General features: G+C 73.0%; 13 protein-coding genes and 1 riboswitch. Of the genes, 5 read left to right on the top strand and 8 right to left on the bottom strand.

Translation table 11 applies throughout. From position 1 onward, the window contains the following. Window positions 1–23: 23 nt before the first annotated feature. On the bottom strand, window positions 24–2,258 hold the full coding sequence (locus SM793_RS26010; protein WP_320440703.1) for a hypothetical protein: 2,235 nt from the start codon (window positions 2,256–2,258) through the stop codon (window positions 24–26). Window positions 2,259–2,523: 265 nt separating this feature from the next. Further along, a riboswitch (cyclic di-AMP (ydaO/yuaA leader) is annotated at window positions 2,524–2,691 on the top strand. 8 nt (window positions 2,692–2,699) lie between these two features. Here SM793_RS26010 and SM793_RS26015 point away from each other — a divergent pair. Together SM793_RS26015 and SM793_RS26020 are read left to right on the top strand one after the other, a co-directional pair. After that, entirely contained in the window at window positions 2,700–3,992 is a 1,293-nt protein-coding gene (locus tag SM793_RS26015) for a transglycosylase family protein (RefSeq protein WP_320440704.1), read from the top strand. Window positions 3,993–4,164: 172 nt separating this feature from the next. Then, window positions 4,165–4,365, top strand: coding sequence for a hypothetical protein (locus SM793_RS26020; protein ID WP_320440705.1), 201 nt, complete (start codon window positions 4,165–4,167; stop codon window positions 4,363–4,365). Between the two features lie 54 nt (window positions 4,366–4,419). Here the strand turns inward: SM793_RS26020 and SM793_RS26025 are convergent, their stop codons facing one another. From SM793_RS26025 to SM793_RS26055, 7 genes are all read right to left on the bottom strand, one after another. Continuing rightward, the gene (locus tag SM793_RS26025) at window positions 4,420–5,439 is read right to left on the bottom strand and encodes a LacI family DNA-binding transcriptional regulator (protein ID WP_266273315.1); all 1,020 of its coding nucleotides are present in this window, start codon (window positions 5,437–5,439) and stop codon (window positions 4,420–4,422) included. A gap of 25 nt (window positions 5,440–5,464) precedes the next feature. After that, on the bottom strand, window positions 5,465–7,171 hold the full coding sequence (locus SM793_RS26030; protein WP_320440706.1) for an alpha-amylase family glycosyl hydrolase: 1,707 nt from the start codon (window positions 7,169–7,171) through the stop codon (window positions 5,465–5,467). 55 nt (window positions 7,172–7,226) lie between these two features. Next, a complete protein-coding gene (locus tag SM793_RS26035; protein ID WP_320440707.1) occupies window positions 7,227–8,141 on the bottom strand; it encodes a carbohydrate ABC transporter permease in 915 nt (304 codons plus the stop codon). Between the two features lie 36 nt (window positions 8,142–8,177). Then, window positions 8,178–9,182: a sugar ABC transporter permease gene (locus SM793_RS26040; RefSeq protein ID WP_320440708.1), complete on the bottom strand. Its 1,005-nt coding sequence runs from the start codon at window positions 9,180–9,182 to the stop codon at window positions 8,178–8,180. Window positions 9,183–9,373: 191 nt separating this feature from the next. Next, window positions 9,374–10,651 carry an extracellular solute-binding protein gene (locus tag SM793_RS26045; protein WP_320440709.1) on the bottom strand — a complete coding sequence of 426 codons (1,278 nt, stop codon included), beginning with the start codon at window positions 10,649–10,651 and terminating at the stop codon, window positions 9,374–9,376. A gap of 309 nt (window positions 10,652–10,960) precedes the next feature. Then, the gene (locus tag SM793_RS26050; protein WP_320440710.1) at window positions 10,961–12,046 is read right to left on the bottom strand and encodes an aldose epimerase family protein; all 1,086 of its coding nucleotides are present in this window, start codon (window positions 12,044–12,046) and stop codon (window positions 10,961–10,963) included. Window positions 12,047–12,268: 222 nt separating this feature from the next. Continuing rightward, the gene (locus SM793_RS26055; RefSeq protein WP_320440711.1) at window positions 12,269–15,382 is read right to left on the bottom strand and encodes an ATP-binding protein; all 3,114 of its coding nucleotides are present in this window, start codon (window positions 15,380–15,382) and stop codon (window positions 12,269–12,271) included. A gap of 293 nt (window positions 15,383–15,675) precedes the next feature. Between SM793_RS26055 and SM793_RS26060 the strand changes: the two genes are divergently transcribed. The 3 genes from SM793_RS26060 to SM793_RS26070 all read left to right on the top strand — a co-directional run bounded on the left by SM793_RS26060 (window position 15,676) and on the right by SM793_RS26070 (window position 19,194). Beyond that, a complete protein-coding gene (locus SM793_RS26060; RefSeq protein WP_320440712.1) occupies window positions 15,676–16,623 on the top strand; it encodes a terpene synthase family protein in 948 nt (315 codons plus the stop codon). Window positions 16,624–17,073: 450 nt separating this feature from the next. Next, complete coding sequence (locus SM793_RS26065) at window positions 17,074–18,597, top strand: aldehyde dehydrogenase family protein (protein ID WP_320440713.1); 1,524 nt, start codon at window positions 17,074–17,076, stop codon at window positions 18,595–18,597. Window positions 18,598–18,870: 273 nt separating this feature from the next. Then, entirely contained in the window at window positions 18,871–19,194 is a 324-nt protein-coding gene (locus SM793_RS26070; protein ID WP_320440714.1) for a nuclear transport factor 2 family protein, read from the top strand. The last annotated feature ends 19 nt before the right edge of the window (window positions 19,195–19,213 follow it).

Consider the following 19,213-nt stretch of genomic DNA (forward strand, 5'->3'; position numbering starts at 1 on the left):
CCCCCGGCCGCACCGCGGCGCCGTCACCGCCCCACCCGGGCGGTGGGCGCGGCCGCGTCCCTCAGTCTGAGCGTCGGCACCTGCACCGGCCGGGACTGGCCCGCCAGCGTCGGCACCGACACGGCCACCGCGTTCCACTGCGGCCGGTCGGTACCCTCCTCGCCCGCCCGGCGGACCTGGAGCACCTCGGTCGTTCCGGCCCGGCGCAGCAGGATGTTCCTGGGCGCCCCGGCCGCCGGGTCCAGCCAGAGTTCGTTGCCGCCGAACTCGCAGTCCAGCACCAGCACGTCGTCCGGTCTGCCGTCGGCCCCGGCGCGGAAGGCGATCCCGGCCCTGCGGTAGCCGGTGAAGCGGCTGCGGCTGAAGGTGACCGACTCCCCGGCGAGTTCGTGCCGGGCGGTGGAGACCGCGAAGTCGCTGCGCCCGGCGGCGTCGATCAGCAGGCCGTCGAAGTTGCTGCCCTGGTCCCGGCCGAGCGCGTGCAGCGCCACTCCCCCGCCCGCGTTGCCGTACAGCACGCTCGCGGTGTAGTCGAAGTCGTTGAGGTAGGCGCCGTGCTCGATGCCCCAGCCGCCGTTGTGGTAGGCGGCGAACTCGGTGACCACGTGGTGCCGCTGGGCGTTGAGCCAGACGAAGATGCCGTCCTGGAGGTTGTTGTGGGCCAGGCAGCGCTGGAAGGTCCAGACCCCCTCGCTGTTCTCCGGCCACTCGAAGCCGGAGGCGCCGGTGGCGCCCTGCACCCCGACGGCGACGCAGTCCAGGGCCTTGCCGCCGGTGCCCGCGCCGAGGTTGAAGCCGGTCAGCCGGTAGGCCCGGGGGGCGGGTTCGAGCAGGGTGCGGGAGGCGACGCAGGACTGGTAGACGATGTCGTCGGAGGGCTGCTGGGGGGTGCGGGTGTCCAGTGGCCCGTCCCACCAGTAGGCGTCCTCCCAGGTCTCGTGGCTGACGCAGCTGCGGAAGGTGATGCCGTGGCTGGCGTGCGGCACGAACGCGTGGCTGCCCGCGTCACGGACGACCACGCCCTCGACCACGGTGCCCCGGGCGGCGTCGCCGAGCCGGTGGAAGTGCAGCCCGTACCGGCCGAGCACCGGCGCGGTGACGGGCGCGGTGCCGTCCGGGCCCCGCCAGGTCTCCTTGGTGTCGGCGCGCGGCCCGACCCAGCGCAGCGCGGCGTGCCGGACGTCGGCCCGGCGGGTGCTGGTGAGGTGGACGTGGGCGCGGCCCGCGGCGCTGCCCTCGACCCGGACACTGCGGGTGAGGTTGAGCAGCTCGGCGCCGACGGTGACGCCCCCTCCGGCGGCGACCCTGGGGTGCGGGTACTTGAGCGGCGTCGTCAGGGTGACGGTGGCTCCGCTGACGGACCGCACGGTGACGAGGTCGTAGGCGGCGGCGAAGCCGTCCTGGTCGGGCGGGCCGGTCGGGGTGACGGCCAGTTCGTCGCCGGGGAGCCAGCCGGCGGGCGGGGCGGCCAGGGAGACCTCGGTGTCGCCGGCTCTGAGCTCCCGTTCGGCGCGGACCCAGGCGGTCTTGGCGGCGCCGTCCAGCCGCAGGTAGCCGGCGCCGGTGACCCAGAGGCCGACGTCGGTGTCGACGACTTTCATGCCGTCACCCTGGAAGCGCTTCTCGTCGACGGCGGGGAAGCGGAGGGTGTGCACCCGGTCGCCGTCGGGGGCGAGGGCCAGGGTGCCGCGGACCTCGACGTTGCCCGCGGCGGCGAGGGTGAGGGTGCGGTCGGCGGCGAAGGTGAGGCTGCCGCCCGGCTCGACCAGCAGGGAGCCGACCTCGGCGTCCGTGTCGAGCAGCACCTTGTCGGTGATCCGGACGGCGCTGCGCGGTCCGGGCGGGCCGCCGCCCCAGCCGGCCCGGTCGGACCAGCGGCGGCCGCCCTGGTCGACGGTGGGCGCGGGGGCGGGCTGCTCGGGCGGTCCGGTGCCCGGGGCGGCGGTGGCGTCCGGCGGGGCGGCGCCGTGGCCGCCGTCCCGGCCCATCGGGGCGGCCGCCCCCGGCGGGCCGGTGCCGACGACGGCGGCCGGGGTGACCAGCCGGGTCTCTCCGGTCAGCGAGCGGCGCAGGACCTCCTCGCCGCTGATCGCCGCGAAGGCGGTGCCGACGGCCAGCCAGCGCAGTAATCCGCGGCGGCTTACGGGAGTTCGCGGCGGTTCGGGCGGGATGTCCGCTCTGCGATGTTTTGCCCTGTGATGCGCTCCGCGTCGCCCGGCAGCCGGACGGGCGGCGTCCGGCTCCTCGTCGATGCCCATCGGTGCGTAGCCCTCCCCCCGGGCGGCTGCGTCGGCGCCGGCATGGTGCCGACGCTCTGAAGCATAGGCAGTTGTGTTGGCCATGACGGGCGTTGCCGGAAAACGGTCATTTCTGATCATGAAGGGCAGCGGTTCAGCATGGCGTTCGTAAACTGTGACGGTCATCACACATGTTTGCGGTTTGAAGCCGCCTCTGCTTAACGTGCTCCCCGTTCGTGGCCACACGGACCCAGCCCGTCCGCGACGCCGAGTCCTGCCGTCGGGCGTGCTGGCAGCGCAATACATCACGGCAGGAGCGGGGGAACCACAGGTAGTTCGCCCAGGACCGGTCCACGGACCGGCCCCGGGCTAGGGGTGAAGCCGCGTCCACAGCGCGGCCGGGCTACTCCGGCCCGAATCCGACAGCTCACCTCGCAGGCGTGGGAGAGGACCACGTCTTTCATGCTGCCCACCAACGGCACCCGTCTGTCCGGCCGCACCCGTCGCGCGATCGCCGCCCTCGGCGTCGCGGGCATCGGCCTCACCGTCCCCTGCCTCACCGCCGGCACCGCCTCGGCCGCCTCCGTCGCCACCTGGGACAAGGTCGCCCAGTGCGAGAGCACCGGCAACTGGAGCATCAACACCGGCAACGGCTTCTTCGGCGGCCTCCAGTTCACCAACTCCACCTGGGCAGCGTTCGGCGGCACCTCCTTCGCCGCCCGCGCCGACCTCGCCACCAAGGACCAGCAGATCGCGATCGCCGAGAAGGTGCTCGCCGTGCAGGGCCCCGGCGCCTGGCCGGTCTGCTCGGTCCAGGCCGGTCTGACCAAGGGCGGCACCCCGGCCGCCGTGGACACCTCGGCCACCGCCGCGCCGGCCGCCAAGACCCCGGCCCCGGCCCCGGCCCCGGCCGCCAAGCCGGCCGCCAAGCCCGCCGAGAAGCCCGCCGAGCGCCAGCCGGCCGCCAAGCCCGCCGCCCAGCCCGAGACCCAGGCCCCGGCCGCCTCCGACGCCGCCCCGCAGCGCACCGGCGCCCAGGACTGGCAGAAGTGGCACCGCCAGGCGGGCCAGGAGGCGTCCGCCGACTACACCGTGGTCGCCGGCGACTGGCTCTCCTCCATCGCCGACAAGAACAGCGTCCAGGGCGGCTGGGAGCGGCTCTACGAGCTCAACCGCGCCACCCTGGCCGAGGGCCCGCACAGCATCTACCCGGGCCAGCACCTGACCCTCGGCGACCGCGCCGAGGCGAAGGCCCCAGCCGCCGACAAGTCCGGCCAGGGCTTCGACTGGTTCAACCGCGCCAAGGAGGCGCAGAACGGCTCCGGGACCGCCGCCGAGCCCGCCACCGGGACCCCCGCGAAGGCCGAGACCCCGGCTCCCGCCCCGGCCGCCACCGGCAGCATGGCCGCCGCCGTCTCCTTCGCCCAGTCGAAGGTCGGCCAGGCCTACGTCTACGGCGGCACCGGCAACGGCGGCTGGGACTGCTCCGGCCTGACCCAGGCCGCGCTGCGCGCCGCGGGCGTCTCCGTCCCGCGCGTCGCCGCCGACCAGGCCGCCGCGTCCACGCACGTCTCGCTGGACTCGCTCAAGGCGGGCGACCTGCTGTTCTGGTCCAACAACGGCCAGGACTCGGGCGTCTACCACGTCGCGCTCTACGTCGGCGACGGCAAGTACGTCGAGGCCGCCAACCCGAGCTCGGGCGTGCGGGTCCAGACCGTCGCCAACTGGGCGCCGGACTTCGCCGGCCGGGTCTGATCCGGTAGCACCCCGGCCCCCGGGGGAGCCGTCGCTCCTCCCCCGGGGGCCTGCCCGGAACACCCGGGCACCGGAGCACGCGGGCACGTGGGCACCCGGGCACCCGGACAGTCATGGTCAAAGCACGCCCCGGCCGGGCATGCTGCTGCTCCGCACCCGAGGAGGAGCCACCATGGCCCAGGTCACCGTCTCGCTCGACGCCAATCTCGCGATCGACGCGATGATGCTGTCCGGCACCAAGAACCCCCAGGACGCCGTCGAACTGATCCTCCGCGACTACCTGGAGCGGGGCCGGCGCACCGGCACCCGCACCGGTGACGCCGCCGACGGCCACCGGGTCAGCCCGGACGGGCCCACCGTCCAGGAGGGCTGAGCACAACGCCGAGGGGCCCGGGAGCGGTTCGCTCCCGGGCCCCTCGTGGTGTCCTCAGCGCGCGCGGCCCCCGGTCGAGCCGCGCATCACCAGCTCCGGCTGGAACATGAACTCCCCGCGCTGGACGGCGTTCCCGCCGACCTCCTCCAGCAGGGCGTCCACGGCCGCGGTGGCCATCGCCTCCACCGGCTGGCGCACGGTGGTCAGCGGCGGCTCGGTGAAAGCTATCAGCGGCGAGTCGTCGAAACCGACCACCGAGACGTCCTGCGGCACCGCCAGGCCCCGCTGACGGACCGCCCGGATCGCGCCGAGCGCCATCATGTCGCTGCCGCAGACGATCGCCGTGCAGCCCTTGTCCAGCAGGGCCCCCGCCGCCGCGTGCCCGCCCTCCACGCTGAACAGCGTGTGCCGGACGAGCTCCTCGGCCTCCTCCCGGGTGTGCCCGAGCACCTCCCGCAGGGCCGCCGTGAAGCCCTCGATCTTGCGCAGCACCGGAACGTACCGCCGCTGCCCGACGGCCAGCCCGATCCGCTCGTGGCCGAGTTCGGCCAGGTGCTGGACGGCCATCCACATCGCGGCCCGGTCGTCCGGGGAGATGAACGGCGCGTCGATCTTCTCGCTGTAGCCGTTGATCAGGACGAACGGCACCCCGCGCCCGGCCAGCCGGGCGTAGCGGTCGTGGTCGGCGGTGCTGTCGGCGTGCAGGCCCGAGACGAAGACGATGCCCGCCACGCCCCGGTCGACCAGCATCTCGACCAGTTCGTCCTCGGTGGAGCCGCCGGGGGTCTGGGTGCAGAGCACCGGCGTGTAGCCGTGCCGGCTCAGCGCCTGCTCGATCACCTGGGCCAGCGCCGGGAAGATCGGGTTGCTCAGTTCCGGGGTGATCAGTCCGATCAGCCCGGCACTGCGCTGGCGCAGCCGGGTCGGCCGCTCGTAGCCGAGCACGTCCAGCGCCGCCAGCACGGTCTGCCGGGTGGTGGCGGAGACGTTCGCCTTGCCGTTGAGCACGCGGGAGACGGTGGCCTCGCTGACCCCCGCCTGCGCCGCGATGTCTGAGAGTCGCGCCGTAGTCACGGTCCCAGAGCCTATTGCAACCACGTCAGACCGCCCACCAGTCGGTGCTGTCCGCCGCCAGCACCGCCTCGCCGTCGACGACCCGCGGGTCGGCGCCGGCGGAGGTCAGCAGCAGCCGGCCGGGCGCCGGTATCGCGATCGGGGCGTCGGTGGTGTTGACGGTGCAGACGAAGGAGCCGCGGCGGAACGCCAGGGTGCCCTCGGGGCTGTCCAGCCACTCGACCTCCCGGCCGGCGCCGAGGTCGGCGGTGGTCCGGCGGAGGGCCAACGCGGAGCGGTACAGCTCCAGGGTGGAGGTCGGGTCGCCGGTCTGCGCCTCGACGCTGAGCGCGGCCCACTCGGCGGGCTGCGGCAGCCAGGACGGGCCGCCGGCGGCCGGGCCGAAGCCGTACGGGGCCTCGGTGCCGGACCACGGGATCGGGACCCGGCAGCCGTCGCGGAAGCCGTCCTGGCCGGCCTGGCGGAAGAACGAGGGGTCCTGGCGGACCTCGTCGGGCAGGTCGGTGACGTCCGGCAGGCCGAGCTCCTCGCCCTGGTAGACGTAGGCGGAGCCGGGCAGGGCGAGCATCAGCAGGGTCGCGGCGCGGGCCCGGCGCAGGCCGAGCGCGCGGTCGCCGGGGGTGCGGATCTGGGTGCCGAGGCCGGGCGGGTTGGCGAACCGGGTGGCGTGCCGGGTGACGTCGTGGTTGGACAGCACCCAGGTGGTGGGGGCGTCGACCGGGCGCATCGAGTCGAGCGAGAGGTCGATCACGCCGCGCAGCTCGACGGCGTCCCAGGAGGTGCCCAGGTACTGGAAGTTGAACGCCTGGTGCAGCTCGTCGGGGCGGACGTAGTTGGCGGTGCGCTCGACGGTCGGGGTCCAGGCCTCGGCGACGCCGATCCGCTGTCCCGGGTACTCGTCGAGGATCTTGCGCCAGCTGCGGTAGATCTCGTGCACGCCGTCCTGGTCGAAGAACGGCATGACGTCGTTGCCGAGCAGCTTGAGCTGGTCGCCGCCGCCGAGGTCGGGCAGGCCGGGGGCCTTGACCAGGCCGTGGGCGACGTCGATCCGGAAGCCGTCGACGCCCATGTCCAGCCAGAACCGCAGGATGGAGCGGAACTCGTCGGCGACGGCCGGGCTGTCCCAGTTGAAGTCGGGCTGCTCGGGGGCGAACAGGTGCAGGTACCAGTCGCCGGGGGTGCCGTCCGGGTTCCGCGAGCGGGTCCAGGCCGGGCCGCCGAAGATGGACTCCCAGTCGTTGGGCGGCAGTTCGCCGTTCTCGCCCTTGCCGGGACGGAAGTGGTAGCGCTCGCGCAGCGGGGACTCGGGACCCTCGCGCAGGGCGCGCTGGAACCACTCGTGCTGGTCGGAGGAGTGGTTGGGGACGAGGTCCACGATGATCCGCAGGCCCAGCGCGTGGGCGTCGCGGATCAGCGCGTCCGCGTCCAGCAGGCTGCCGAACATCGGGTCCACCGCCCGGTAGTCGGCCACGTCGTAGCCGGCGTCGGCCTGCGGGGAGGCGTAGAACGGCGAGAGCCAGACGGCGTCCACGCCGAGGTCGCGCAGGTAGGGCAGGCGGCTGCGGATGCCGGGCAGGTCGCCCATGCCGTCGCCGTTGGAGTCGGCGAAACTGCGCGGGTACACCTGGTAGATGACCGCGTCCCGCCACCAGCCTCTGTCCGCGCCGGCACCGGCCTCGTGAGCGGTGGCGTCGACGGCGGGCCGGGAGGTGTCGGCCAGGTTCTGGGTCATGGACGGTATCCCTTGGGGTGGAGGGGGAGCAGTCAGGACGTGGGAGCGCCGGCGGTCAGGACTTCGAGGCGCCGGCGGTCAGCCCGGTCACCAGGTGACGCTGCACCAGGTAGAAGAGGACCGAGGAGGGGATCGCGATCAGCACCGCGGTCGCGGCCATCAGGTTCCACTGGGCGTCGTGCTCGCTGACGAAGGTCTGCAGGCCGACGGCCAGCGTGTACTTGTCGGAGCTCAGCATGAAGGTGGAGGCGAAGGCGACCTCGGCCCAGGCGGTGAGGAAGGAGTAGAAGGCGGCGACCGCCAGGCCCGGACGGGCGAGCGGCAGTACCAGCCGCCAGAAGGTGCCGAACGGGGAGAGCCCGTCGACCCGGCCGGCCTCGTCGATCTCCACCGGGATGGTGTCGAAGTAGCCCTTCAGCAGCCAGCCGCAGTACGGCACGGTGGTGGTCGAGTAGACCAGGATCAGGCCGAGGTAGCTGTCCAGCAGGCCGAGCCGGGAGAGGATCGTGTACATCGGCACGATCAGCACCGCGATCGGGAACATCTGGGTGACCAGCAGCGACCACATCAGCGGCTTGTGGCCGGGGAAGCGCATCCGGGAGACGGCGTAGCCGGTGGAGGCGGCGATCATCACGCCGAACACGGTGGTGACGCCGGAGACCAGGAAGGCGTTGCCGAACCAGCTCATGAAGTCGGTGTCGAACAGTACCGTGCGGTAGTTCGAGAAGGTGATCTTGTCGAGGATCGCGCCGGGGTGCAGGTAGTCGGTCTTGTCCGGGCCGAGCGAGACGTAGAGGATCCACGCCACCGGGAACAGGGCGACCAGGCTGGCCAGGATCAGCGCGCCGTGCATCAGGGCCTTGGCGAGCGGGCCGCTCTCGCCCCGGCCCCGGACCTTGGCGGGCCGGGCGGCGGGGGCCGCGGTGCGGGCTGCGGCGCGGGGGGTGGGTCGGTCGGTGGTGGTGCTCATCGGGGTGCCTCCTTCGTGGTCGTGCGGTTCGCCGGGTCAGCCGTTCGCGCGCTCGTTGCGGGCGAGCCAGCGACGGTAGAAGCCGGTGAAGACGATCAGGATGGAGAGCAGGATCACGCCGTAGGCGGCGGACTGCGCGTAGTCCCGGGGCTGCTGGCCGAAGCCGAGCCGGTAGGCCCAGGTGACCAGCAGTTGGGCGTCCGGCGCGCCGTTGGCGCCGAACAGCAGGAAGATGACGGCGAACTGGTTGAACGTCCAGATCACGCCGAGCAGCACGACGGTCGAGGAGACGGTGCGCAGCCCGGGCAGGGTGACGTGGCGGAACCGCTGCCAGGCGGTGGCGCCGTCCATCTCGGCGGCTTCGTACAGCTCGGCCGGGATCGACTGGAGGCCGCCGAGCAGCGAGATCATCATGAACGGCACGCCGACCCAGGTGTTGACGAGGACGGCGGCGGCCTTCTGGGCGAGCGGGTCGTCCAGCCAGCCGGGCTCGGGCAGGTGCAGCGCGGACAGCAGGCCGTTGACGGCGCCGCCGTCGGCGAGCATCAGCCGCCAGGAGAAGACGGTGACGAAGGTCGGCACGGCCCAGGGCAGGATGAGCAGCATCCGGTAGACGGCGCGGCCGCGGAGCTTCTGGTTGAGCAGCAGGGCGAGGCCGAGGCCGATGGTGTAGTGCAGGCCGACGCACAGGGCGGTCCAGGCGATGGTCCAGACGAAGTGCGACCAGAAGCGGTCGTAGGAGCCGGGGCCCCAGAGGATGTCGGCGTAGTTGTCGAGGCCGACGAAGTGGTAGCTCGCCGGGATCTCGTTGACGCCGATCTTCCTGGCCATGTTGAGGCTGTTGGCGTCGGTGAGGGTGAGCCAGAGCCCCTCGGCGAGCGGGTAGAGCACCAGGACGCCGAGGACGAGCACGACCGGTGCGATCATCGCGTAGGCGTACCAGTGCTTGGCGTACGAGCGCTTGAGGCGCTCCATCAGGCCCGGACGCGGATCGCGCTGCCGGCTGCCTCGGCCGGTGGCGCCCTGCACGGCGACTGACATTGTTCGACACCTTCTCGGGGAGGTCCGCCGCCTCGCTTCGGCGACTGCTGCTACGGGTCCGGCCGCCCGGTCCGCCGGGGGTCGGCGGGCCGGACGGCCGGGGTGCGTCCTCGAATCCCCGCCGTCGCACGGCGGGCGGGGGCTCGAGGACGGACCCTCGGGTCTGTCGTGAGGCAGGCCCTGTGGGGGGACTACTTGGCGAAGCCCGGGAGGAGCTTGGCGTAGTCGGTCGCGACGGTGTTCAGACCGTCCTGGGTGGAGGTGCCCTGGACGACCTTGCCGAGGTTGGTGCCCAGCGAGGCGAACAGCGAGCTGTACTCGGGCAGTTCGGGGCGCGGCTTGGCGCTCGACAGCACCGACTGGAAGCCGGCGATACCGGGGTCGGCCTTGACCTCGGGGGTGAAGGCGTCGTCGCGGGTCGGCAGGGTGGAGTTCTTCTGCGCGATGAACGCCTGGCTCTCGGCCGAGGTCATGAAGGCGGCGAACTTCTCGGCGGCGGCCTTGTGGGCCTGGTCGGCACCGGCGTAGACGGAGATGTTGTGGCCGCCGGTCGGGGCGCCGCCCTTGCCGGCCGAGCCGCCGGGGACGGGGGCGATGCCGAGGTTGGTCCGGTCCGCGAAGGCCGAGCCCTTGTAGATGTTGGTGATCTCCCAGGGGCCCTGGACGATCGCCGCGACCTTGCCGCTGTTGAAGGCGTCCATCATGTGCGCGTAGGCGTCGGTGGTGACGTCGGCCTTGGCGGTGCCGGGCGCGGTGAACAGCGACTTGTAGGTCTCGATCGCCTTGACGGCCTCGGGGCCGGCGACGGTGATCTTCTTGCCCTTGGCGTCGACGGTGTCGGTGCCCTCGCCGAACAGGAACGGCATCGCGTAGTAGCCGTCGGCGGCCTTCAGCCAGAAGCCGTCCACGCCGGCCTTGTCCTTGACCGTGGCGGCGGCGGTCTTCAGCTCGTCCCAGGTGGTGGGGGCGGCGGTGATGCCGGCCTTGGCGAAGATCTCCTTGTTGTACAGGAGGCCGAGGGTGTCGGTGACCAGCGGCACGCCGTAGAGCTTGCCCTGGTAGCTCGCCTGCTGGATCAGGCTGGGCTGGAACTTGGCGGAGTCGGCGGCGGCCGGGGTGCCGTCCAGCGGCTCCAGGTAGCCGGCCTTGGCGAAGGCGGCGGTCCAGCCGACCTCGGAACGGAACGCGTCGGGCGCGCCCTTGGCCCCCATGGCGGTCTGGAGCTTGTTCTGCGCCTGGTCGAACGGCACGTTGACGAAGTCGACCTTGACGTTCGGGTTGGCCGCCTCGAACTTCTTGACGAGCTCCTGGTAGTTCGGCGCCTCGTTGGTGGCGTTCGAAGTGTCCCAGTAGGTGAGGGTGACCGGCCCGTCGGCCTTGCCGTCCGAGCTGGAGCCGCTGCTGCCACAGGCAGCCATCGAGACCGCGAGGGCCACAACGAGGGCAGAGGCCGCGATGCCACGCCGCATGAGAACTCCTTGGAGGGTGGGGGTGCCCGAAATAGTGGGAGACAGGCGCATAATGGCTGCCTTGCCTCGCGCCGACCGCACCGTTGCTGCCGCCGGGCTCGGGAAGGAAGTTAACAGCGGGGCAACAGTCGCGGAAAGCCCTTGCAGCAAGTTTCTGCAAGAAACAGCGATCGTTACACCCACGTGTCCTTCACGTTGCCGCACGGTAGTTGACAGCCGGGGAGATTGTGGCGTTCTGCCCGGTTCGCCCCGGTCGACGACTGCCGCCGGGGCCACCCTCCGTGGTGAAAGGTTCTTGCAGCGCCCCCGTCAACCGGTGGTGCCGAGCCGGAACACCGTGGTCGAACGGAACTCCTCCCCCGGCCGCAGCACGGTGCTCGGGAAGTCCGGGTGGTGCGGGGAGTCCGGGAAGTGCTGGGTCTCCAGCGCGACCCCGGAGAACGGCCCGTACGGCACCCCGCTCGCGCCGCTGACCGCGCCGCGGAAGCCGTTGGCCGTGTAGACCTGGATCCCCGGCTCGGTGGTCAGCACCTCCAGGGTCCGCCCGCTGACCGGGTCCTCCAGCCGCGCGGCCCTGGCCGGGGCGCCGTCCGCCGGGCGGGGGCGCAGCACCCAGTTGTGGTCGTAGCCGCCGGGGCCGGTCAGCTGCGGGTGCCCGTCGTGCAGGGACTTGCCGATCGGCCGGGCGGAGGTGAAGTCGAACGGCGTGCCGGCCACCGGCTCGATCCGCCCGGAGGGGATCTGCCGCTCGTCGGTGGGGGTCCAGCCGTCGGCGTCCAGGGTGAGCAGATGGCCGAGGACGTCCCCGGAGCCCTCGCCGCCCAGGTTGAAGTAGGCGTGGTTGGTGAGGTTGACCACGGTCGGCGCGGCGGTCACCGCGTGGTAGCGGATCGCCAGCTCGCCGGAGGCGTCGAGGGTGTAGTCGACCGTGACGTCCAGCGCGCCCGGGAAGCCCTGGTCGCCGTCCGGGCTGTGCAGCCGCAGCCGGACGCCGTCGGGCAGTTCCTCGGCGGCCCACATCCGGTTGGCGAAGCCGTCCGGACCGCCGTGCAGGGTGACCCCGCCGCCGGTCGGGGCGAGCGGGTGCTCCTCACCGTCGAGGGCGACCCGGCTGTCGGCGATCCGGTTGGCGTACCGGCCGACCACGGTGCCGTAGTGCCGGGCCGGGCCGAGGATGTCGGCGATCCGGTCGCTGGAGAGCAGCACCTGGCCGGGGCGGCCGTCCCGGTCGGGGCCGACCAGGGTGTGCAGGGTGGCGCCGAGGGTGAGCACGCTCGCCTCGTACGGGCCGGCCCGCAGCGTCCACCGCTCGATCGCGGAGCCCGCGCCCGAGGGGTCCAGGGGCTCGCGCCGCACGCTGGTGGTCCGCGACCCGTTCGCCGGGGGCGTCGCCATGACCTGCTCCTCACTGGCGGGCCACGGGGTGCGTGCCCACCCATGACCGGGATACCGCCCGGACCCCGTACGGGCCCGGGTCGGCGTCAAGCCTAGTCAGCCGCGGGGGTGGCAGGGCGCTCATCGGGTCCGCGCGCGCCGCCCGGGCGTGAACGGGTCGCGCACACCCGGGCGCACCCGGTCGGAACCAGTCGGAACCGGTCGCCGCCCGGCCGGGAACCGTCAGAAGCGGTCCGGCCGGTCCGACCGGTCCAGCCGGTCCGGCCGCTCGGGAAGCTCCGGACCCACCCGGAGCTCAGGAAGCGCCGGCGGCTCCACCGGGTCCGAGCCGTCGCGCGGCTCCGGTGCCCGGGGCTCGACCGCCCGCTGCTCCGGCACCAGCCCGAGGGCGGCGGCCAGACCGTCGGGCCCGCTGCCCGCCTTGCGGTAGACCGCGGCCAGCCGCCGGTTGACGAGGCTAAGCGGTAGCGAGAGCTGCTCGGCGATCCGCTGCGGCGGCGCACCCCGGACGGCCAGCTCGGCGACGTCCCACTCGAGCTGGCTGAGCGTCTCCCGCACGTCCCCCAACCGGTTCGGCCGCAGGCCGTAGTTGGCCAGCTCGCGCCGGGCCCGGTCGACCAGCCCGTCCGCGGCGCAGTGCTGGGCCAGCTCGATGCCCTGGTACAGGTACTCCTGGGCGTCCTCCAGCCGGCCGACCCGGCGCAGCGCGGCCCCGAGGTCGACCAGCGCCACAGCGTGCTCGTAGCCGGCCGGCGACTGGCCGAGGTGGGACACCGCCCGCTCCAGCAGCTCGACCGCCTGCTGGCCGTCCTCGATCTGGGCGTGGAGCCGCAGCGCCGTCCCGATCGCCGAGGCGGTGCCGAACCGCTCCGCGTCGGCGACCGAGCGGCGGGCGTAGTCGCGGGCCCGCTCCGGCTCGTCCCCCGCGAGCGCGACGGCCAGGTGCGCGGCCCAGGGCGCCCAGACGGTGTTGTGCCAGCCCCGGGTGTCCAGCTGCGCACCGGCCTCGGTGAGCGCGGCGGCCGCACCGGCGGGCCGGTCGACGGAGAGCAGCAGCTTGCCGTACAGCGAGGCGGCGTCCGGCAGCACCATCGCGGTGGCGTGGTACGGCGGGTGGAAGCCGAACTCGATCGCGAGGTCCCAGGCCTCCCGGCTGCGGCCGCGGGCGATCAGGGTGTCGATCAGCACCCCGACCGCGTCCCAGGCCAGCGGCAGCTTGGAGCCGATCCGCTCGGAGAGCCGCAGCGCGCGGCGCAGGAAGTCCTCCGCCTCGGCGAGCAGACCGCGCCGGAACCGGGCCAGGCCCATCAGGAAGTAGGCGAAGCCCCGGTGGGCGCCGGACCAGCCCGCCACCTCGAACTGGACGATGGCGTCCGAGAACAGCCGCTCGGCCTGGGCGATCCGGTCGTTGTAGGTGTAGGCGAGGCCGAGCGTGGCGGGCAGCTCGAAGCCCCAGATGTTGTCGGTCCAGCCGAGCCCCTTGGGCAGCCGCCCGTTGTCGAGCACGTCGTCCGCGTGCCGCAGCACCTCGGCCGAGGGCGCGCCGCGCAGGGTGAGGTCCCAGGCCCGCAGCGCCAGCACGGCCCGGTCGGCGGCCTCGCGTCCGGTGAGGCTGTCGCACAGGGCGCCCAGCCGGGCGGAGCGGGCCGGCCCGTCCTCCTCGGACTTGCGGAAGGCGTGCCACATGAACGACGCGGCCTCCAGCCGCATCCGGCCCGCCGGGTCCCCGAAGGTCTGCTCGGCCTCCTGCTGGCAGACCAGGGCGGCCTGGCGCAGCTCGCCGCTGTGCGCGAGCACCTCGGAGAGCCGGAAGGTGGCGTCCACCCGGAGCGCGGGGCGCAGCGGTCCCTCCTCCGGGTCGAGCGCGAGCTTCAGCTGGTTGACGGTGGCGACCGGGTCGGTCAGCAGGGCCGAGCAGCCCAGCTCGTAGAGCACCTCGGCGCGGTCCTGGTCGTCCGGCGGTTCGGCGAGCGCCCGGTGCAGACAGCGCTGGGCGGCCTCGGGCGCGCCGATCAGCAGGTGTTCGGAGGCGGCCCGGCGGAGTTTGCGCACGGTGCGGTCGTCGCCCTCGCCCGCGAAGGTCTCCACCAGGTGGCGGGAGGCGGCGAGCAGGCCGAGCCCGGCGTTCTCGATCTCGGCGGCGGCCACGCCGTGCATCCCGGTCCGGGTGGCCTCGGGCATGGTGTTGTAGATCGAGCTGGCGATCAGCGGGTGGACGAATTCGAGGTTGCCGTTCGGCGTGACGGTCAGGACGCGCTGCTTGCGCAGTTCCTTGACGGACTCGCGGGCGCCCTCGGTGGACTGGGCGGAGATCCGGGTGGCGAGGTCGGGCCGGATGTCGGTGCCGAGCATCGCGGCGGCCCAGGCGAACCGCAGGGTGGCGGCGCCGAGCCGGTCCAGCCAGGACTTGAGGGTCATCCCGGTGGCGTCGACGGCGAGTTCGCGGAGCTGGAGCGAGTTCTCCTCGACCGGCTCCAGTTCCTGGTCGCGGACCTGGTCGAGCAGGGCGACGGCCTCGAACGGATTGCCGTTGACGACGTTCCAGAACTCGTAGCAGAAGGCGTCCTCGGCCCGGTCGCCCAGCTCGGCGCGGATGATGTCGGTGACGGCGACCAGGGAGAGCCGGCTCAGCTCGTGCCGACGGGTGGCCAGCGAGGCGAGGGCGCGGTGGTGGTCCTGGGACTCCTGCTGCCAGTTGGCGGTGTCGTCGCGGTAGGCGAACACCAGCAGCACCGGCAGTTCGCGCGCCCGGACGGCGAACTGCGCCAGCCAGCCGAGGGACTCGAGGTCGGCCCAGTGCAGGTCGTCGACGAGCATCACCAGCGGGGCGCGGCGCGGGGCGAGCTGGGTGAGGACGAAGTCCAGGCCGTCCCGGACGCCCTGCGGGTCGAGGCGGCGGGCGCCCTTCTTGGGCTGCTTGAGGCCCATGGCCGGCCCGACGACCTCTTCCCAGGTGCCCATCACCTGGCGGAACTCGCCGGGGTCGAGGCTGCCCAGCACCGGCTGGAGCAGTTGGCGCAGCACGTGGTACGGCTCGTTGAACTGGCGCTCGCCGCCGCGGGCGAACAGCACGGTGGCGTTGGGGCGCAGCTTGGCGATCCGGCGGACCTCGTGCAGCAGGCTGGTCTTGCCGATGCCGGGCCGGCCGGAGAAGGTGAGGAGTTCGCCGATCTCGGTGCCACCGGCCGCGAAGTCGCGGCAGAGTTTGTCCACCGCCGCCTCGGCGGAGCGGAGTTCGGCGTCACGGTCACGCAACCTGACCCGGCTGAGGGCGCCTTCGGCCTCCTGCGCGCCGGTCGTCGCCTCCGCTCGGAATTCGCTGTCCCGCTCGGTCACCGTCGCGCCTCCGCCTCGCCGTTCCCTGCTCGTGGAGCCGAGAGTAGCGCCGCCGGGGGTGTGGTGGAGCGCATTCACGCAGGCGGGGGCGGAGATCGAGGGTTCGGCAAGCTTGCCGAGGGCAATTGCCCTATATCCCTAACGTCGGATCATTGCATCGGATACTCTACGGCCCGCAGGCCGAGTTGATCATGTCGTGCCCATCCGTCACCACCCGGCCGCGCAACCCCAACTCCCCCACCAACAGCAGCAGTACCTTAAGCGCCCCCACCCTCCGCAGCTCCGGGAGTCCGATGTCTGACGACACCTCACTTCAGATTCCGTTCCCACACCGTCGCAGTGCCCACGGACCGTACGCCGCCGAACTGCACCGCGCCTGGCTCACCCGCCACCCCCTGCTGGCCGACCCGACCCACCCGTCCTACGCGCACTGGGAGGTCGTCGACCTCGCCGCCCTCGGCTACCCCGACGCCGGGCCGGACGAACTGGCCCTGGCCGCGGACCTCATGGGCTTCTACTTCCTCTTCGACGACCAGTTCGACGGCCCGCTCGGCCGCCGCCCCACCGAGGTCGCCCCCATCTGCGACCGGCTGGTGGCCGTCCTGCACGGCGCCCGGCCCGACCGGAACTCCCCCGTGGAGACCGCGTTCGCCGACCTCTGGGAGCGCAGCGTCCAGGGCATGCCGGCCCGCTGGCAGGCGCGCGCCGCGTACAACTGGGAGTACTACCTGGCCAGCCACCCCGCGGAGGCGGCCGGCCGGATAAGCCCGCGCCCGCCCGACCGGGCCGGCTACCAGGTGCTGCGGCGCGGCACCGCCGCGATGGAGACCATCTTCGACATGGTCGAGCGACTCGGCCACTTCGAGGTCCCGCCGGCCGTCCTGCACCATCCGGTGCTGCGTCAGATCCGCCAACTCGCCGCCGACATCCCCTCGCTCACCAACGACGTCCGGTCGTTCCCGCTGGAGGCGCCGCGCGGCGACGTCAACAACCTGGTGATGATCGTCCAGCGGGAGCGGGACTGCTCGGCCGAGTCGGCCTGCGCGGTGGTGATGGCCGAGGCCCAGCTGATGGCCGAGCGCTGCCGCGAGCTGTACGAGCGGCTCCCCGACGTGCACCGGGAGCTGGGGCTGGCCCGGGTCGAGCGGATCGTCGCCCAGCGCTACGCCGAAGGCCTGGTCACCTGGCTGGCCGGCTACCTGAGCTGGGAGCGCCGCACGGGGCGCTACCAGGAGGCCTGACAGTAAGTCGCTCGCTCGCCTCCGGGGCGCTCTCGTCCGGCGCCGACGGTCGGCGCTCCGATGCCCCTTCGTTCCTCAGGGGCCTCCTCGCTTCTCCCTTTCGGCACCGGCGCGCCCCTTCGGCTCGGAGCGGGAGCTCGCTCGCTTTCGGGGCACCTCGGAGCGGGAGCTCGCTCGCCTCCGGGCGCCTCGGGGCGGCCCCACTCGCAGGGGCCGGGGCCGAAGTGCGGCGGCCGGAATGCGCCACCCTCCGTGGACGAGCGCCGTACGGACCGTAGCCGAACCGGCCGCCCGCCGGTTAGGGTGCTGACCGGCGGGCGCCCCCGGAGCGGGGCGTGCCCGACCCGCGTGTGTGTCCGTACCCTCCGCCGGGCCGCCCTGCACGGCCCGGCGCACCGCCCGGCCCACGCGCCGGTGCGGCGCCCCGACAGCGCGAGGAGGCACCAGAGCATGCCGGTCTACCAGCCCCCCGGACAGCCCGGATCCATCGTCGAGTACCGCCCCCGCTACGAGCACTGGATCGGCGGCCGATGGACGCCACCGGTCCTCGGCCAGTACTTCGAGAACCCCAGCCCGGTCACCGGCGAGGTGTTCACGGAGGTCGCCCGCGGCACCGCCGAGGACATCGAGGCCGCCCTCGACGCCGCCCACGCCGCCGCCCCGGCCTGGGGCCGCACCCCGCCCGCCGAACGCGCCCAGGTCCTGCTGCGGATCGCCGACCGGATCGAGCAGAACCTCGAACGGCTCGCCGTCGCGGAGAGCTGGGAGAACGGCAAGCCGGTCCGCGAGACCCTGGGCGCCGACCTGCCGCTCGCGGTCGACCACCTGCGCTACTTCGCCGGCGCGCTGCGCGCCCAGGAGGGCGGCCTCTCCCAGCTGGACGAGGACACGGTGGCGTACCACTTCCACGAGCCGCTGGGCGTGGTCGGCCAGATCATCCCTTGGAACTTCCCGATCCTGATGGCGGTCTGGAAGCTCGCCCCGGCCCTCGCGGCGGGCAACGCGGTCGTACTGAAGCCCGCCGAGCAGACCCCGGCCTCCGTCCTGCTGCTGGTCGAACTGACCGCCGACCTGCTGCCGCCGGGCGTGCTCAACGTGGTCAACGGCTACGGCCTGGAGGCCGGCCGCCCGCTGGCCTCCAGCGACCGGATCCGGAAGATCGCCTTCACCGGCGAGACCACCACCGGCCGGCTGATCTCCCAGTACGCGAGCGGCAACCTCATCCCGGTCTCGCTGGAGCTGGGCGGCAAGAGCCCCAACCTGTTCTTCGCCGACGTCGCAGCCGAACGGGACGCCTTCTACGACAAGACGGTCGAGGGCTTCGCGATGTTCGCCCTCAACCAGGGCGAGGTCTGCACCTGTCCGAGCCGGGCGCTGATCGAGTCCTCGATCTACGACCGGCTGCTCGCGGACGGCCTGGAGCGGGTCCGTTCGATGCGCCAGGGCAACCCCCTCGACACCGCGACCCAGGTCGGCGCGCAGGCCAGCGCGGAGCAGCTGCGCAAGATCCTCTCCTATATCGAGATCGGCCAGGCCGAGGGCGCCAAGGTGCTGGCCGGCGGCGAGCGGGCCGACCTCGGGGGCGCGCTGGCCGGCGGCTACTACGTGGCGCCGACCGTCTTCGAGGGCGTCAACGGGATGCGGATCTTCCAGGAGGAGATCTTCGGCCCCGTCGTCGCGGTCACCCGCTTCGAGGACTTCGACGACGCGATAGCGCTCGCCAACGACACCCTGTACGGCCTCGGCGCCGGCGTCTGGACCCGCAACGGCACCACCGCCTACCGGGCGGGCCGCGCCATCCAGGCGGGCCGGGTCTGGACCAACTGCTTCCATGCCTACCCGGCCCACGCGGCCTTCGGCGGCTACAAGAACTCGGGCATCGGCCGGGAGGGCCACAAGGCCGTCCTGGAGCACTACCAGCAGACCAAGAACCTCCTGGTCAGCTACTCCCCGCAGGCCCTGGGCCTGTTCTGACCGACCGGCCCGCACCACCCACGGGCCGGAACGCCGACGGGCCCGCACTGCCGACGGGCCCGGAACGCGGAGTGGGAAGTGGGTCCGGCCGACTTCCCACTCCGTATGCCACTCCCCGTGGCCCGGTCTCGGGGACCCCTGAGGGTAAATCACCCGTATCGGGATGTAAGCACATGAATCATTGGAAATCGCCGACGCGCCGCCGACATGCGCGGCGTGTCCCGTCCGACGCCCTAAACAGGAGTCCCACCGCTTCGACTCCTGGGAGACCGGATGGCCATCGCCACCGCCAAACTGACCGACCCGACCGTGCGCGCCGCCGTCGCCGCGATCAACGCGGGCGACCGGCAGGCTTTCGTCGACCTGCTGGCGCCCGACGCCACGATGTCCGACGACGGCTCCGACCGCGACCTCCAGGACTGGATCGACCGGGAGATCTTCACCGTGCGCGGCCACATGGAGGTCCGCTCCGAGTCCGACGGCGGCCGGACACTGGTCGCCGACTTCCGCAACGAGACCTGGGGCGAGATGCGCACCGCCTGGCGCTTCACCGTCGAGCACGGCCGGATCGGCCGTTTCGAGACCGGCCAGGCCTGACCCCGGAGCCCCGTCACCG

The sequence above is a fragment of the Kitasatospora purpeofusca genome (assembly GCF_034043715.1).
Lineage (GTDB): Bacteria > Actinomycetota > Actinomycetes > Streptomycetales > Streptomycetaceae > Kitasatospora > Kitasatospora purpeofusca_A.